Annotated in this window: 17 protein-coding genes and 1 pseudogene; 15 read left to right on the top strand and 3 right to left on the bottom strand. The window is 34.8% G+C overall.

Annotated features, from left to right (window positions below; genetic code table 11):
• The first annotated feature begins 266 nt into the window (after positions 1-266).
• From ABF682_RS08570 to ABF682_RS08605, 8 genes are all read left to right on the top strand, one after another.
• Entirely contained in the window at positions 267-1,688 is a 1,422-nt protein-coding gene (locus ABF682_RS08570) for a polysaccharide biosynthesis C-terminal domain-containing protein (protein ID WP_415619537.1), read from the top strand.
• A gap of 43 nt (positions 1,689-1,731) precedes the next feature.
• Positions 1,732-2,730 (top strand): beta-1,6-galactofuranosyltransferase, encoded by a 999-nt coding sequence (locus tag ABF682_RS08575; RefSeq protein WP_415619538.1) that lies wholly within the window; start codon positions 1,732-1,734, stop codon positions 2,728-2,730.
• Positions 2,731-2,904: 174 nt separating this feature from the next.
• Positions 2,905-3,774, top strand: coding sequence for a glucose-1-phosphate thymidylyltransferase RfbA (rfbA, locus tag ABF682_RS08580; RefSeq protein ID WP_289978269.1), 870 nt, complete (start codon positions 2,905-2,907; stop codon positions 3,772-3,774).
• Between the two features lie 2 nt (positions 3,775-3,776).
• On the top strand, positions 3,777-4,358 hold the full coding sequence (rfbC, locus tag ABF682_RS08585) for a dTDP-4-dehydrorhamnose 3,5-epimerase (RefSeq protein WP_415619539.1): 582 nt from the start codon (positions 3,777-3,779) through the stop codon (positions 4,356-4,358).
• An 11-nt stretch (positions 4,359-4,369) separates the two neighbouring features.
• A complete protein-coding gene (gene rfbB / locus ABF682_RS08590; RefSeq protein WP_415619540.1) occupies positions 4,370-5,398 on the top strand; it encodes a dTDP-glucose 4,6-dehydratase in 1,029 nt (342 codons plus the stop codon).
• A 57-nt stretch (positions 5,399-5,455) separates the two neighbouring features.
• Positions 5,456-6,388: a glycosyltransferase gene (locus ABF682_RS08595; protein WP_415619541.1), complete on the top strand. Its 933-nt coding sequence runs from the start codon at positions 5,456-5,458 to the stop codon at positions 6,386-6,388.
• Positions 6,389-6,506: 118 nt separating this feature from the next.
• On the top strand, positions 6,507-7,349 hold the full coding sequence (gene rfbD / locus ABF682_RS08600; protein WP_415619542.1) for a dTDP-4-dehydrorhamnose reductase: 843 nt from the start codon (positions 6,507-6,509) through the stop codon (positions 7,347-7,349).
• 160 nt (positions 7,350-7,509) lie between these two features.
• A complete protein-coding gene (locus ABF682_RS08605) occupies positions 7,510-8,697 on the top strand; it encodes an MFS transporter (RefSeq protein WP_289978282.1) in 1,188 nt (395 codons plus the stop codon).
• Positions 8,698-8,899: 202 nt separating this feature from the next.
• On the opposite strand, the gene ABF682_RS08610 is transcribed toward ABF682_RS08605, so the two are convergent.
• On the bottom strand, positions 8,900-10,138 hold the full coding sequence (locus ABF682_RS08610) for a zinc-binding dehydrogenase (protein WP_415619543.1): 1,239 nt from the start codon (positions 10,136-10,138) through the stop codon (positions 8,900-8,902).
• A gap of 111 nt (positions 10,139-10,249) precedes the next feature.
• The gene (locus ABF682_RS08615; RefSeq protein ID WP_415619544.1) at positions 10,250-11,227 is read right to left on the bottom strand and encodes a sugar-binding transcriptional regulator; all 978 of its coding nucleotides are present in this window, start codon (positions 11,225-11,227) and stop codon (positions 10,250-10,252) included.
• 174 nt (positions 11,228-11,401) lie between these two features.
• Here ABF682_RS08615 and ABF682_RS08620 point away from each other — a divergent pair, with 174 nt between their 5' ends.
• The 6 genes from ABF682_RS08620 to ABF682_RS08645 are packed head-to-tail and all read left to right on the top strand — an operon-like array spanning position 11,402 to position 14,964.
• A complete protein-coding gene (locus ABF682_RS08620) occupies positions 11,402-12,199 on the top strand; it encodes an SDR family oxidoreductase (RefSeq protein ID WP_415619545.1) in 798 nt (265 codons plus the stop codon).
• A gap of 13 nt (positions 12,200-12,212) precedes the next feature.
• Entirely contained in the window at positions 12,213-12,629 is a 417-nt protein-coding gene (locus tag ABF682_RS08625) for a PTS sugar transporter subunit IIA (protein ID WP_415619546.1), read from the top strand.
• Entirely contained in the window at positions 12,629-13,120 is a 492-nt protein-coding gene (locus ABF682_RS08630) for a mannose/fructose/sorbose PTS transporter subunit IIB (protein WP_415619547.1), read from the top strand. Before ABF682_RS08625 ends, ABF682_RS08630 begins: the two co-directional genes overlap by 1 nt.
• Complete coding sequence (locus tag ABF682_RS08635; protein WP_354669248.1) at positions 13,120-13,941, top strand: PTS mannose/fructose/sorbose transporter subunit IIC; 822 nt, start codon at positions 13,120-13,122, stop codon at positions 13,939-13,941. Before ABF682_RS08630 ends, ABF682_RS08635 begins: the two co-directional genes overlap by 1 nt.
• A gap of 7 nt (positions 13,942-13,948) precedes the next feature.
• Positions 13,949-14,785: a PTS system mannose/fructose/sorbose family transporter subunit IID gene (locus ABF682_RS08640; RefSeq protein WP_289978296.1), complete on the top strand. Its 837-nt coding sequence runs from the start codon at positions 13,949-13,951 to the stop codon at positions 14,783-14,785.
• A gap of 23 nt (positions 14,786-14,808) precedes the next feature.
• A complete protein-coding gene (locus ABF682_RS08645) occupies positions 14,809-14,964 on the top strand; it encodes a hypothetical protein (protein ID WP_415619548.1) in 156 nt (51 codons plus the stop codon).
• 91 nt (positions 14,965-15,055) lie between these two features.
• Here the strand turns inward: ABF682_RS08645 and tnpA are convergent.
• A pseudogene (tnpA, locus tag ABF682_RS08650) lies at positions 15,056-15,490 on the bottom strand (IS200/IS605 family transposase).
• Positions 15,491-15,575: 85 nt separating this feature from the next.
• On the opposite strand from tnpA, the gene ABF682_RS08655 reads away from it, so the two are divergent.
• A complete protein-coding gene (locus tag ABF682_RS08655; protein ID WP_415619549.1) occupies positions 15,576-15,902 on the top strand; it encodes a helix-turn-helix domain-containing protein in 327 nt (108 codons plus the stop codon).
• The last annotated feature ends 40 nt before the right edge of the window (positions 15,903-15,942 follow it).

The raw sequence follows: 15,942 nt of genomic DNA on the forward strand, positions 1-15,942 counted from the left end.
ATTATACTAAATCAGAGTCTCTATTTAACTTGTACACTTTTTATTCTAGGCCCAATTATCGAAAAAATAAAGTATGAAGAATTTCTTTTGATTGTTCTCAATTTGTAACGCTTGTTTGAGGTTTGTGAAATAATCAGTTATAATTATTCTCGGTTTAGTTTTTAAGGACTATATAAAGTAATCGGTTAAAAAAAAATTTTGTTAAATTATAAGCAATGTATTCACATAATTAGAAATACATTGGTGAAAATATTAAGGAGCAAGTTATGAAAGTTATTCGCAACTACTTGTATAATGCTGGATACCAGCTATTACTAGTAATTTTACCCTTAGTTACAGCAACATATATTAGTCGAGTTTTAACTAAGACAGGTGTTGGGATTAATGCATATACCAATTCAATTATTACGTATTTTATTTTGTTTGGAAGTTTAGGAATTAATTTGTATGGTAATCGGCAAATTGCTTATCAGCGAGAGAATAAATTAGAAATGTCAAGAACTTTTTGGGAAATTACAATTTTACGTGTTGTGACGGTGGTCTTAGCATATCTTGCTTTTTTTATTTATCTTCCTTTTAGTAACTATCCAACACTAATGATTTTTCAATCAATTAATTTATTAGCAGTTGTTTTGGATATATCATGGCTTTATATGGGACTAGAAGATTTTAAAAAGACGGTTACGAGAAATACTTTAGTAAAAATTATTTCTCTAATAGCAATTTTTGCTTTTGTAAAAAATAAGAATGATTTAGGAATTTATATTATTATTCTTGGTTTAGGGGCTTTGCTGGGGAACTTGACACTTTGGCCTTTTCTCAAAGAAATTATTGTTAAAGTACCACTGAAAAAGTTGCATCCGCTGAAACATATTAGACCTTCTGTTATGCTTTTTGTTCCTCAGATTGCTGTTAGCGTTTACGTAGTCTTGAATAAGACAATGCTGGGTAAAATGACAAGTACAGTCAACTCAGGTTATTATAACAACGCAGATACAATTATTAAAACAGTTTTAGCTTTGGCAACAGCCACTGGAACTGTGATGTTGCCGCATGTTGCAAATGCTTTTGCGAATGGTCAGAAAGAAAAAATAAATCGAATGTTATACGATTCATTTGATTTCATTTCTTTTTTAACGTTTGCGATGATGTTTGGTCTCGCTGGTCTCTCATTACACTTAGGTCCTTATTTTTATGGAACTGGGTTTGGACCCGTAGGGGGGGCAATGTTATTAGAAACACCAGTAATTGTCCTAATTGGGTGGAGCAATGCAATTGGGACGCAATATTTGCTGCCAACGAATCATACGCGAGAATATACAACTTCAGTTATTGTGGGAGCTATTGTAAATATTATTTTGAATTTTCCTTTAATTTATTTTTGGGGATTGTCAGGAGCTATGATTGCAACTGTCTTTTCCGAAGTATGTGTAACGGGGTATCAATTATGGACAATCAGAAAGCTTGTTAGTTATCGCAAGTTATTTCAAAATGTAGGGAAATATCTGGTTGCTGGGATTGTAATGTTTATTCCCGTTTTTAAAATCAATAACACTGTACACACAAGCGTATTTTCAATTTTTGCAGAAGTTGTTTTGGGGTCAATTATCTATTTTGGTATGACTTTACTTTTGCAACCTACAATTGTGGACAAGGCGAAAGAAGTTTTTTGGAAAAAAAATAAATAGCAGTTAATTTTAAAAACTAGCTTTAATTTTGAGGAGAATTTTAATGGTGAATTATGTTGTTACTTCAAACGATCCTGGGAAAATGGGTGGTGGTAAAGCAAAAGAAGATATCATTAAGTATTTGAAACAAGAAAACTATGAATCATTCAAAGTCAATCCTTATCAGAAAAATAAATTGGCAAAGCTTTGGTATACTCATTTTCATTTAATGAATTTTTTTAAGAAGAATGATATTCATGATGTGATAATGCAGTATCCAATTCCCTCGCAATATATGGTCGGAAAATTTGTTCATCGCTTGAAATTGGAAAAAAAGGGAAGATTAATAATCTGGATTCATGATATTCAAAGTTTGCAAAATGGTCGTGATCAAGAGACTACCAGTTGGGAAATTGATTTGTTTAATCAGGCAAATATACTTGTTGTACATAATGAAAAAATGCGTATTTGGCTAGTCAATCAAAAAGTCACTGTGCCAATGATTGTATTAGGAATTTTTGATTATGATAATCCACAAGCTATTCAGAAATTGCATTCTTATGAGAAAACTATTTGTTTTGCTGGGGCACTTTTTAAGTCAACTTTTCTGACCAAAGTAAAGACAAAAAATAAACTTTACACTTTTGGACCTGATATGCCAAAGCAACATTCGAAAAATATCATTTACGGGGGTCAATACTCCCCAGAAGAATTATCAAGGCACTTGACACAAAATTTTGGTTTAATTTGGGATGGACCTGAAGTTACAACTTGTGCAGGTACCTATGGGCACTATCTATTATTTAATAACCCTCATAAAACCTCGTTGTATATTAGCTCAGGAATACCAATAATTATTTGGAAGCAGGCAGCTTTAGCCGATTTTGTTATTAATAACAAAATTGGAATTACTATTAATAATTTATCTGAGTTGGATAATGCTCTTGATAAAGTTACTCCTTATGATTACCAGTTAATGAAGGCTAATGTTGATGAGATAGCCAAAAAAATACGTGCAGGATATTATACAAAACAAGTTGTTGAGAAAATTAAAGAAATTTAATTTTTAGATATAATTATGACTTTTTTATATTGATATTTGATTGAATATGCATCTAACTTTGATTTGCAAGAAAGTTGCATAGGTGGAACTACTAAGATGTACTTTAAAATTTTAGTTTATGTTACAATCTATACTGGAAATTAAAAAATAATATTTATTTTTTGGAGGACAGACATGAAGGGAATAATATTAGCCGGTGGGTCAGGTACACGCTTATATCCATTGACACGTGCGACATCAAAACAATTGATGCCAATTTATGATAAGCCGATGATCTACTATCCAATGTCAACATTGATGTTAGCGGGAATTAAGGATATCTTGATTATCTCAACGCCACAAGATGAGTCGAGATTCGAAGAATTATTTGGAGACGGACATGAAATTGGGCTACATATTGAGTATAAAGTTCAGCCAAAGCCGGAAGGATTAGCGCAGGCTTTCATTTTAGGAGCGGATTTTATCGGTGACGATAGTGTTTGCCTTGTTTTGGGAGATAATATCTATTATGGTGGCGGTCTCTCTAAGATGCTGCAGCGTGCTGCTGAAAAGGAACACGGCGCAACGGTCTTTGGTTATCATGTAAATGATCCAGAGCGTTTTGGTGTGGTTGACTTCGATAAGGACATGAATGCTTTATCAATTGAGGAAAAGCCGACACATCCGAAGTCACATTATGCGGTCACGGGTTTGTATTTCTATGACAATGATGTCGTCGAAATTGCGAAGAATATTAAACCGTCACCACGCGGAGAGCTGGAAATCACTGATGTCAATAAAGAATATCTTTCACGTGGAGCGCTGTCAGTTGAATTGATGGGTCGCGGTTTTGCCTGGTTAGACACAGGAACACATGAATCATTACTTGAGGCATCATCATTTATTGCAACGATTGAGAAGCGGCAAAATCAAAAGGTCGCATGCTTAGAAGAAATTGCATATCGCATGGGTTACATCAATAAAGAACAGCTAGCGGTATTGGCCCAACCATTGAAGAAGAATCAATATGGTCAATATTTACTAAGATTAGTAAGTGAGGGTTAAAGATGGGAAAGCTTAAGATTACAGAAACAAAGTTACAAGATGTCAAAATAGTTGAACCAGCGGTGTTTGGTGATAACCGAGGATTCTTTACTGAAAGTTATTCAGATGAAGACTTCAAAGCTGCAGGGATAGACTTCAACTTTATTCAAGATAATCACTCATTGTCAAGTCAAGCTGGTGTCTTGCGTGGTTTGCATTTTCAACGTGGTAAAGCTGCTCAAACGAAGTTAATACGGGTTGTCACAGGTGCGGTACTTGATGTGATTGTTGATGTTCGCAAGGGCAGTCCAACTTATGGCGAATCGGAAGGTTATATTCTTTCGGAGAGTAATCATCGTCAGTTACTTGTGCCTCGTGGCTTTGCACATGGTTTTGTGACTTTGACGAATAACGTTAATTTCTTATACAAGTGTGATAACTATTATAATGCACAAGCAGATGGTGGAATTGCTTTTGACGATCCAACCTTGGCAATTAACTGGCCAATTGATCTTGAAAATGCCATTCTCTCAGAAAAAGATAAGAAACACCCAACATTCAAGGAATTTGAAGCAAATAATCCGTTTGTCTACGGCGAGATATAGGGGGATTGGTCATGAAAAATATTATTGTGACAGGTGGAGCAGGTTTTATTGGTTCTAACTTTGTACATTACGTTGTTGATAACCATCCAGATATACATGTGATAGTTTTAGATAAGCTGACGTATGCAGGCAATCGGGAAAATCTGGCTGGATTACCAGCTGAGCGTGTTGAATTAGTTGTGGGAGATATCGTAGATGCACCATTGGTTAACTCATTGGTTCAAAAAGCAGATGCAGTGGTGCATTATGCAGCTGAATCGCATAACGATAATTCGTTGAAGGATCCCACACCATTTATTCAGACCAATTTGATTGGAACATATACATTGATTGAAGCTTGTCGTAAGTATCATGTCCGTTACCATCATGTTTCAACGGATGAAGTCTATGGTGATCTTCCGTTACGTGCAGACTTACCAGGTCATGGAGAAGGTATTGGTGAGAAGTTCACACCAGAGATGCCATATCGGCCATCAAGTCCTTATTCCTCAACTAAAGCAGGCTCAGATTTATTGGTCAGAGCTTGGGTCAGATCATTTGGATTACAAGCAACGATCTCAAATTGCTCGAATAACTACGGCCCATATCAGTACATTGAGAAATTCATCCCGCGCCAGATTACTAATGTTTTGAGTGGAATCAAGCCCAAATTATATGGAACTGGCAAGAATGTCCGTGACTGGATTCATACGAATGACCATTCATCGGCAGTCTGGACAATCCTGACAAAAGGGAAAATCGGTGAGACTTATCTGATTGGTGCAGATGGTGAACAAGATAATAAGGCTGTCATGGAAATGATTCTTGAATTGATGGGGCACGCAAAAGATGACTATGAACACGTAGCAGATCGTCCTGGGCATGATTTGCGTTACGCGATTGATTCAACAAAATTACGGACAGAATTAGGATGGAAGCCACAGTTCACAGATTTTCGTGAAGGATTAGCCGAGACAATCAAGTGGTACACGGAGAATGAAGATTGGTGGAAGTCAGTGAAGGCAAAAGTTGAAGAAAACTACGCAAAGAATGGGCAATAAATAATTTTTAAAACCAGATATGCATATAAATTTGTTGCTTAATTGGGGATGAATTGTTTGATAAAAAAAATGGGGATTATTTTATTAAATTATTTGAATTACGAGGATACTATTGAGTGTCTTAATTCGCTTAAGGCACAAACTGTTAAAAATATCTCGATTGTGATTGTTGATAATGGATCGAATAATAGCTCAGTTAGGAAAATAAAAAAAGAAATCGGTAATTCTGACAATATTTTTTTAATACAAAGTGACAAGAACTTAGGCTTTGCTAGGGGAAATAATCTAGGAATTAATTTTTTGAAAAACAAATTATATATCGATAATATTTTGTTATGTAATAATGATTTAGTATTTTCGGATTCTACATTTTTGGACAAGCTCCAAAGGCAATCTATTGCAGCAGATGTCGGGGCTGTGGGAACTTCAATTATAGGGAAGCTTTTTAAAAATCAAAATCCTGCTTTTTGGGATTTTTCAAAAAAAAGTATTATTTCAGAAATACAAAGTTTAGAACCTCAAGAGCCAAGCTTTAAACAAAAAGTAAAGAATGAATTACTTAAAAGCTCGTTCTTTTTTTCATTAAAAAATTTCAAAATAAAGTATCAGGAAAACTTGTTAATTAAAAAAAATGAGAAGGATAATTTGCTTACTTCATGTGAAAGCAAACAAATTTTGAGTAAGAAAAATTTGCTTCATGGATCTGCAATTCTACTGACATCAAATTATTTTCGGGTTTTCCCATATTTATATCCAAAAACATTTCTTTATGGAGAGGAAATGGTTCTGAAAATATTGTTTGAAAAAGCAAAACTAAAAATGCTATTTATACCAGATATTTCTATTGACCATAAAGAAGATAAATCTTCTGATTTAAGTTTTGAGGGAAAAAATGAAGAGTTAGGACATCTTTACAGAAAGCAAAGCGATGAGTTAATTTTGGAATTGTTCGACAAAGAATTAAAGGATATTCAAGCAGAGTTCTATTAGATAATTCAGAAACTAATTAATGATTTATTTTTTAAAAATACTTGGAGCTTTTATTGCCTAATTTTTGAATTTGATTATGTTGTGTTATGTACTTTAAAATAAGTAAGAAGGTGACAAAGTGATACTAGTTACAGGTGGAAGTGGACAACTTGGTTCGGAATTACGGCACTTGTTTGATGAAAAGAAAGTCGAGTATCTTGCACCGAGTTCGAAAGAATTGAATATTACTGATGAGCAGAGTGTCTTGCAATATGTTCAGAAACTTAGGCCTACAGTAATTTATCATTGTGCGGCTTATACAGCGGTAGATGCCGCTGAAGATGAGGGCAAAGAATTAAATTACTTGGTTAATAAAATTGGTACTGAAAATATTGCTAAGGCGGCTGCAAAGGTTGCGGCGACTATTATATACATTAGTACCGATTATGTTTTTGATGGTAATTTAACTGCTGGAGAATATAAGGTTGACGCACAAACTAACCCGCTGAATGAGTATGGTAAGGCAAAACTTGCCGGTGAGAAAGCAATTCAAAATTTTGCAAGCAAATACTATATTATCAGAACATCATGGGTGTTTGGTAAATATGGTAAGAATTTTGTTTTTACGATGCAGCGACTTGCAAAGCTGCATCCAAAGATAACAGTTGTAGCTGACCAATTTGGAAGACCTACTTGGACGAGAACACTTGCAGAATTTATGACGTATACAGTTGAAAATCACGCTGATTACGGGGTTTATCACCTCTCAAACGATAATGCCTGCACGTGGTATGATTTTGCAAGTGAAATCTTAAAGAATGACAAAGTTGAAGTGGAGCCACTAACAAGTGTACAATTTCCACAAAAGGCAACGAGACCTGCTCATTCGATTATGGATTTGAGCAAGGCAAAAGCTACAGGATTTGAAATTCCAACATGGCAAGAAGCACTTGCTAGAATGCTACAAAGTGTTGATAAATAAAAAGATTCAAAAAGAGTGACTTAGCGCTCCTTTTTGGTAGGTGAATAAAAAATGCATGACTGGTTAGCAAAGAAAAAGTATATCACATATGTTGTAACACTCTAATGAATATAAAAAAGAGAAGGTTTTAATAATCTTCTAAATCATTGGAGTGTAAAAATTGAAAATTAAATATCATAAAAATATCAAATATAGTTACTATTACAGCTTTTTTTCTTTCTTTGGAGTAACCGGACTTTGGGTAATTTATCTGCAACATGCAGGGCTGACATTGTTTGAAGTCGGATTATGTGAAAGTATTTTTCACATTGGAAGTTTTTTGTTCGAAGTGCCAAGTGGACTACTAGCTGATCGCTTTTCTTACAAAACAGTCCTAATTGCAGGTAGGCTCATGTCAATTCTATCAGCTGTGATAATGCTACTTGCACAATCATTTTGGCTTTTTGCATTTAGTTTTATATTAAGTGCATTTTCGTATAACCTGCAATCAGGAACGATTGATGCGATGATGTATGATTCACTAATTGAGAGCAAGCAAACTTCGGATTTTCCAAAGATTATTAGTAAAACAGAGATTATTTTTGAAGTTGCAGATACAATAGGTGTTGTTATCGCAGGGTTCCTTGTACATTGGCATTTTGAACTAACCTATGTAATTGCGATTTTGGTTGGATTCTTGGCACTTATTTCAGTGTTGTTTTTGAAAGAGCCACTGAAAACTGCACAGATTCAAATCGATACTGAGAAAGAAGCAGAACTGACAATTAGTGAATTGATTAGGTCTTCGTGGCGCATTTTGAAGAAAGAGAAGTTCTTGCGTAACTTGATGATCTATCAGGCTATGATTGATTTGATTTGTACAAGTTACTATTATTACTACCAATCTGTTATGAAGAGTAATAATTTTTCTGGAGTCATGATTTCTGGAATTATGGTCATTTCTTCAGTTATAGCTGTACTCGCTATTAGTGTAACGCCAAGGATTACAAATCGTTTTAGCCAGCTTAATATTCTACGTTTTCTAATAGTACCAATCCTTGGGTTGATTCCATTAATCTTTTTTAGAAATGGGATAATTATGCTTTTATTATTCATGCTCCTCAAGGCATTAAGTGCGATCGTTGGTCCATTGTTTAGTAATTACTATAACAAATTAATTGAGTCAAAACAGAGAGCAACGTTGTTGAGTGTTGCAAGTGTAATTTTTTCAGCGTTTATGATCGTTCTATTTCCAGTTGTTGGATGGATGATTGATCAGGTTGGTTTTGCAATTGCATTTGGAATTATAGGAATTGTAATGGGTGTACTAGTGTGTAGTAAGAATATTATCCAGGCAATAAATAAATAACAAATATAAAAATGAAACGAGAAGTTATAGATGCGTATATCAGCGCATTATAGCTCCTCGTTTTTTTATTTTAAATTTACAATCGGACGGAGAAGTTTAATTTAATGGAAAATATTTTTCTAAAATAAATACTGGGATTGGACAAAGTTTGACTTTTGATCCAGTTCCCAGTAAAAAAAGATATTGTTTGTTTTATAGCATTTTAGATGGAAATGTCAGGCATATTTGAAAGAATCCATTGTTCTGCTTCTGGAGACCAAATTCCACCATGTTTAACTAAAATTTTACCAAGTTCAGAATTTGCATCAACTTTGGCCAGTTCAATTCTGTCGAATTTTTTTCCGGGATAGGTAAGCTTTTTCCCGCCGCCAATATCTGGCTGTGCCAAAGTTGTCTCAGCAGCAGAGTCGAGTCCTAAAACATGTGTGATTACTTTTGCAACATCTAATTTTCCACTGGCTATTATTTGAGCAGCCTTTGCTTCATTTTCTGCATTTCCTCCAGATGTTCCTGTAACATGTGTGAAGTTATAGTGAACATCATAAAAATTCAGTGTTGCATTAAAGTCCTTGTTCATCGGGCCAGCAAATTGATTCAAGCAACCGTCTGGAGCCAATAATTTGCCTGCTAGAGTAACAATTGGAGAGACGCTGATCATTGAGAAGACATCATCGTAGCCAGCCCCATTAACTGCTGAAGATAATAACTCTTGTTGTTCACTGATAGATAAATTGTTTACGTTCAAAAAAATCATTTCGACTTCATCTGAAGGGTACAAGTGTTTAGCACGATCTAATTTTTCTTGATTAATATCAGTTATTACTAAAGTTTTTGGCTTGATATCTGAATGAATTGCATAATCGATAGCAAGTAGCCCCATTGGACCGGTGCCACCAAGCATCAACATATTTCCACGTTCTTTAATTCCCATTTTGTGGTTGTAAGTATGTGGAATCAAATGGAATTGTGCATCAAATGCAGCAATTACACAACTTAAAGGTTCACACAAGGAGCCTTCATAGTATGCTTGTCCATGGAAAGTAATCAGGCAATTCAAATCCATTACTTCTTTAGGAATTACGACAACGGTTGCATCCCCGCCAATATATGGATATGAATATCCTGGAACAAAGGGAGTATCATCGCGTGCTAGGTTTGGCTGGACAACATAGTCTTCACCTGCACTGAATTTCTGCTGTAAATTTTTACCGACCTTCAATAATTTGCCAGAAAATTCATGGCCAATCAAAACTGGGTTCTTAGCAAGGTTATTCGGAGTCTTTTTGTGATTTTCCCCCTCCTTGACTAATTTCCATGAAGACATACACATAGTATCACTTACGACCGTTGCCAAGATTTCATCTTCAGTGATAGCCGGTAATTCGAATTCTTCAATCCTTAAATCTTCTTTTCCGTATAATCTAAGTCCAATGCTTTTCATATTTGTATTCCACCCTTCATTTTTGTGAAATAAAGAAGTTATTATAATATGGCTTCCAACAAAATCATGATATCACTAAATTTCAGGGCTATTATTAAATAATATTAAAACTCACGTTTGTGATAAAACTATTTTTTTAATTATTTTTGCGACCTCGTCAGTTGTTACAAGATAGTCAAGCAGCTGTGCATTCAAACAACCAATTAGAGCCTCAACTTTTTTCTCTCCAGCAGCTATGCCCACAACATTTTTTATCTTTCGTAATTTTGACAAACTCGCCCCAACAAGGTTTGGATAAATTTCCTGGCACTCATCACCATTGATTGAAAAGGATTGTGAGAGAACATCTCCCACCATTGATTTTTGATATATTTTTCCAGAACCATTTCTTTTGTAGAATTCGCGCCAATTATAGTTATCTGTCATTTTTGCACTACCTATCCCAACCAATGCAATGTCAACTTTATCCCACATCTGAACTGAATTACGATTTGTTGCTGTTGCTAAAATCTCTCTCATTGCTGATTCTGAATTAATAAAAACAGGAGAATCTAAGTAAAACATGTTGGAGTGTGGAATTTTTTCGCACATCTGATGTACTAAATGGTTTGCCTGACATGAAATATCAAGTTGTCCCATGGGGCTTCCAATCAGAGGGACAACTGAGACATTTGAAATTTGTTTTTCAAGTGAAAAATTCGAAACAGTGTTTTTTAATGTTTCACCCCAGGAAAGTCCGATAACACTACCGTTTTTGATTAGTTCATTTATAAGATTATTTGCAGATATTGATACGCTCTCTAGGTCGTCGTTATACGAACTGTTTTTTTCTGTGGATGAGACAATGGCTTTTTTTAAATGAAAGTTTTGGCATAGAAAGTCTTCCAATTCGACTGTTTCCCTTTCTAACGGATTATTAATTGTAACTTTTACGATACCCATATCTTTAGCTCTCTTTAGTAGTCGGCTTATTTCTGTCCTATGAATATGCAAAAGATCGGAAATATTTTTTTGTGAAAGTCCTTGGTTGTAGTACAGATTAGAGATTCTGAGCAACCGTTCGATTTGTTTTTTATCTGAATATGTCATTATAAATCACTCCTTTTGAACATTTTATCACAAATGTGAGTAATTTAAAAAAGCGTTTACATATTTTAGGGGCGGTCTTAAGATATTGGTTGTAAAGGAATTAGAAAATTATTATGACTTCCAACAAGTCAAAAAACAGTTTTTTCACAAATGATAGAAGGAGGATTTAATATTATGGATTGGTTGAATTTGAAAGATAAAGTTTATATTGTAACTGGAGGATCATCTGGGATTGGGAAAGCAATAGTGAAAGAATTACTCAATGATGGAGCAAAAGTGGTGAATGCAGATTTAAAAAAAATGGATTATGTGCATGATAATCTTCATTTTATAAAAACTGATGTGACATCTTTGGCACAGATAGAAAATACAGTTAAAGAAACACTGGATACTTTTAAAGACATCGATGGTGTCATTAATAACGCAGGAATAAATTTACCAAAACTCTTGGTGGATTTGGACGATCCTAAGGGAGAATATGAGTTAAATGAAGAGACATTCAATAAGATTTTTTCAATTAATGTAAAAAGTGTTTTACTCATGTCGCAAGCGGTCGCACGAGTACTAGCCAAGAAAAAAAGTGGAGTGATAATTAACATGTCCTCTGAAGCAAGCTTGGAAGGCTCCCAAGGGCAAGGTATTTATGCAGGAACAAAAGCGGCGATAAATGGGTTAAGCCGTTCATGGGCAAAGGAACTTGGAAAATACAATGTTCGAGTTGTTGGGGTCGCCCCAGGAATTATGGAGGCAACAGGTCTGCGCACTGAAGGTTATGAAAAAGCATTGGCATATACACGCGGAATTACTGTTGAAAAATTGAGAGAAGGCTATCAAAGTACAAGTACAACACCACTGGGTCGAAGTGGAAAATTGAGTGAAGTTGCAACCTTTGTAGCGTTCTTACTGTCTGACAAGGCAAGTTATATCACTGGTGTAACAGTCAACGTAGCCGGTGGAAAATCAAGAGGGTAGAAGGAGGAAGACCATGAAAGTTATTTTAATTGGTCATTATAATACAGCAATTAGTATGCAAAAAGCTGTTGAGATGATAGTTGGAGAAACTGAAGATTTTTATCCAATAACTTTTTTACCAAATGAAGGTCTAGATAGTTTGAAAGCTAAAATTGATGATTTATTGGAAAAGTTTGATAAGAATGAAGAAATTTTAGCAATTGCTGATCTCTATTCGGGTACACCATATAACGCAGTCGCAACAAGGTCTCTGGAAAACAAAATTACTGATGTTATTTCAGGGATGTCACTTCCAATATGTCTAGAAGTTGCAATGAATAAAAAGACAATGAGCGTAAAGGAGCTGGTAAATCTGATTTTACAAAATAGTAAAGACTACACAAGGGTATTGAGTAAGTCTTTAACAGAACAAGATGAGGAGGAATTCTAATGATAATAACATTGGCGAGGATAGATGATCGACTTATTCATGGACAAGTGACAACGGTATGGTCAAAAAAGTCAAAAGCTGACAGGATTATTATCGTTGATGCAGATGTGTATCAAGATGACATTCGTAAGACTTTATTAAAGCAAGCGTGTCCACCAGGGATGAAAGTCAATATTGTAAACGTCGCAAAAGCAATAGCAGTTTACAACAATCCTAAATATGCAGATGAAAAAGTATTCTATCTATTCACAAAACCGAGCGAAGTTTTGAACTTGGTTAAAGGAGGAGTTTCTTTAAATAATTTGAATATTGGTGGAATGCAGTTTAGAGAAGGGAAAACGCAAGTCACTAAATCTATTTCTGTTGATAGTGCAGATGTTGCGGCATTCAAAGAACTGAATAGTCTGGGTGTGCATTTAGATTTGCAGGTCGTTGAATCAGATCCGCATACAAATTTCATGGACAAAATTGCAGAAAAATTTAAGGAGTGATATTTATGTCTGTTATACAAATCATATTGGTCTTTATATGGTCATCTATTACGGGAGCAGGCAGTGTTTTGGATGAATTTCAAACACACAGACCCTTAATAGCTTGTAGTGTCATGGGAATTATTTTAGGTGATCCAGCAAAGGGCTTAATCCTAGGTGGGACACTTGAACTGATTGCATTAGGCTGGATGAATATCGGAGCAGCACAGTCCCCAGATTCAGCACTTGCCAGTACAATTGCTACTATTTTAGTAATTATCGGCGGGCAAGATATTCAAAAGGGGATTGCAATTGCATTGCCCGTAGCTGCCGCAGGTCAAGTATTAACTGTTTTTGCCAGAACAATTACCGTTATTTTTCAACATGCAGCCGTTAAGATGGCTGAAGAGGCAAAGTTTAATAAGATCATTGCACTGCATTTCTCTGCATTATTTGTTCAGGCTTTAAGGGTATCAATTCCAACCACTATAGTTGCAATATTTGTGAGCCCAGACATGGTAAAAACGATGTTGAATGCTTTACCGGCAGTTGTTACCGGCGGTTTGACCGTTGCGGGTGGCTTCATTGTGGTTGTAGGTTATGCAATGATTCTTAACATGATGAGTGTAAAATATCTGATGCCATTCTTCTATTTAGGTTTTGTTTTAGGAGGATACTTGAAGCTGAGTCTATTAGCATTTGGTGTTGTTGGGCTGGTATTTGCAATAATTTATGTCCAATTGAATCCAAAGTTTTCACTGCCAAATTTAAAAAACAATGCGAATGGAAGTAAGAATCTTAACCAAGAATCTGAATTAGCAGATGATGAGTTGGAGGACTAGGAAGGGGATGACTACGGTGAAAGATGAAAAAACAGACTTAACAAAAAAAGATATCATGCAAACGTTTATTTTTGAGAATTTTCAACAAGCATCTTTTAATTATGAGACAATTCATGGTCTGGCATTTTGTGTTGACATGATTCCAACAATCAGGAGAGTTTATAAGACAAAGGATGAACAGGTCAAGGCACTCAAGCGACATTTAGTATTCTTCAATACAACACCAGCGGTATGCGGACCTATCGTTGGTGTGACAATGGCTTTAGAAAAAGGAAAAGCAAGTGGAGAAGATATTGACGAAAGTACGATTCAAAGTTTGAAAGTCGGGTTAATGGGACCCTTAGCAGGTGTAGGAGATCCATTAATGTGGGGAACTCTACGACCTATTTTAGCAGCGTTGGGTGCGTCTTTAGCGCTATCGGGTTCGTGGTTTGGTCCATTAATCTTCTTTTTGGCATTTAATGGTGTCAGGCTTTCATTGAAGTGGTATGGGCTTCAAATTGGATTGAATCGTGGATTAGGGCTAGTAAAAGATATTTCAGGAAACTTGTTACCAAAATTAACTGAGGGTGCATCTGTTCTTGGCCTATTCATTATGGGAGTCTTGGTAAATAAATGGACGACTATCAATATTCCATTAGTAATTTCAAAAACGACAGTAGCTGGAAAAACAACGATCACAACATTGCAAAATATATTAGATGAACTCTGTCCTGGTTTGCCAGCGCTAGGATTAACAGTTTTAATGATGTATTTATTAAGAAAAAAGGTAAATCCAATTATTTTGATTTTTGCATTATTTGCAGTTGGAATTATTGGATACGGTTTTGGAATCTTAAAATGAATTTAGTTTAGGATGTGATTAACATGAATAGTAATTTTTTAGTTTTTATAGTTGGAATTCTTTTGACTTTAGCTGGTGTTTTAGCGTATTTTAAGGAAAACAAAAGTAAAAGAAATAATAATCATATGAAATATGTATATATCGTTGCAGGAATTCTAATTTTGATGACCTTATTGTGATTGGTGTTTATGTTCTAGTTATCATCCCAACTTATATAGATTTTATAGGGTCGGTAACTAAGAAAATTTATGCTTTTAAGCGTAAGATGAATTAGGGCTTTGACCGACCAGAATTGTATTCTGTTAATTGATTCTCAATATATTTAGCAACTACTTCTTTTGAAACATTTCCTAAAGTACTCATAAAATAGCTATGCGACCATAGATGTCCTTCCCAAAGCTATTCTTTTGTTTCTGGAAACTGTTTAAACCACTCTCTAGCTGAAGTTGTTCCTTTAAAAGACTTAACAATGGAACTGGGTGTCTGTTTTGGAGAAAAACTTAACATCATATGAACATGGTCAGGCATAACCTCAATATATTCAATTTCAGTATTGTTATTGTTTGCTATTGTGTACAAGATGTCTTTCATAACACTTCTAGCTTGTTCATTGGTAAAAATACTCTTTTTGTATTTAGTAACAAACACTAAATGAAAATTAAAGTCATAAACATTGGTTCGATTGTAACATGCGTATAGCTCCAATCACTTAATAACAGCAATAAATATATCGGACTTTAAATTAACATATGTTATGCTGAGTAAATCATAAGAACGGAGGTGAATCTGAATGTATCAAGGACTTAAACTACGGATATATCCTAATTTAGAACAACAAAAACAAATAGTTGAGAACTTTGGAGCGACTAGATTTGTTTGGAATCAGATGTTGGAGATGCAAAGTAAGTACTATAAAAACAATAAAGATTCTAAGTTCTTAAATGGTTTTGCAATGAACTTCTTATTAAGGCAATTAAAAAAAGAATATTCATGGTTAAAACAATCTGAAAGCACTTCACTGCAAGACACTTGTGAAACTCTAGCTGTAGCTTTCCAAAGATTTTTTAAAAAGCTTGGGGGATATCCTAAATTTAAGTCGCGAAAGTTCCCAAAGTAAAGTTTTAAGTCTAAATATATAAATAACAATGTTATAATTA

The sequence above is a fragment of the Liquorilactobacillus sp. genome (assembly GCF_047719775.1).
In the GTDB taxonomy this organism is placed as follows: domain Bacteria; phylum Bacillota; class Bacilli; order Lactobacillales; family Lactobacillaceae; genus Liquorilactobacillus.